The 534-nt window shown below is 63.5% G+C and carries 1 protein-coding gene; it reads right to left on the bottom strand.

Features of this window, described 5'->3' with window-relative positions; genetic code table 11:
* A partial coding sequence (gene rsgA, locus AC1QQ2_RS15055) for a ribosome small subunit-dependent GTPase A (RefSeq protein ID WP_479713758.1) occupies window positions 1–534 on the bottom strand: 534 nt, incomplete at both ends.

The raw sequence follows: 534 nt of genomic DNA, 5'->3' as shown, positions 1-534 counted from the left end.
GGAAGAAGAGGTGTGCCGACCGCGCCCGGTGGCTTCGTTGACATCGCCCACATCACGGCCCGCACTGGGGACAAGCCGGTTCACGAGAGTCGACTTGCCCACTCCCGAGTGGCCCACGGCGACACTCACTTTGTGGGCGAGGAGGGTACGAAGTCGGTCAATGTCATCGGTCTCGCCATCCGTGCGCAGCGCGATGACCGGAATATCAAGTCCCGAGGCATAATCACGCAGGGCGTCGGCAGAGGCGATGTCGGTCTTGGTGACACACAGGATCGGTTCGATTCCCGCGTCCAGGGCAGCGACGACGTAGCGGTCAATCAGCCGAGGGCGCGGTTCCGGGTTAGCCGCCGCCACCACCATGAGTAGTTGGTCCGCATTGGCGACGATGACCCGCTCAAACTGGTCGGTGTCGTCAGCGCTGCGACGAAGAACGTTTCGACGCTCAGTGATCCGGACGATCCGAGCGAGACTGCCCTCGGCCCCCGAGACGTCGCCGACGACATCGACGAGGTCGCCTACGACGATGGAGTCATT

Origin of the sequence: Aestuarium sp. (assembly GCF_023253315.1) — a bacterium.
Taxonomy (GTDB): domain Bacteria; phylum Pseudomonadota; class Alphaproteobacteria; order Rhodobacterales; family Rhodobacteraceae; genus Marivivens; species Marivivens donghaensis.
Note: the sequence above shows the minus strand (reverse complement) of the source record. Positions and strands in the feature narration are given on the sequence as shown.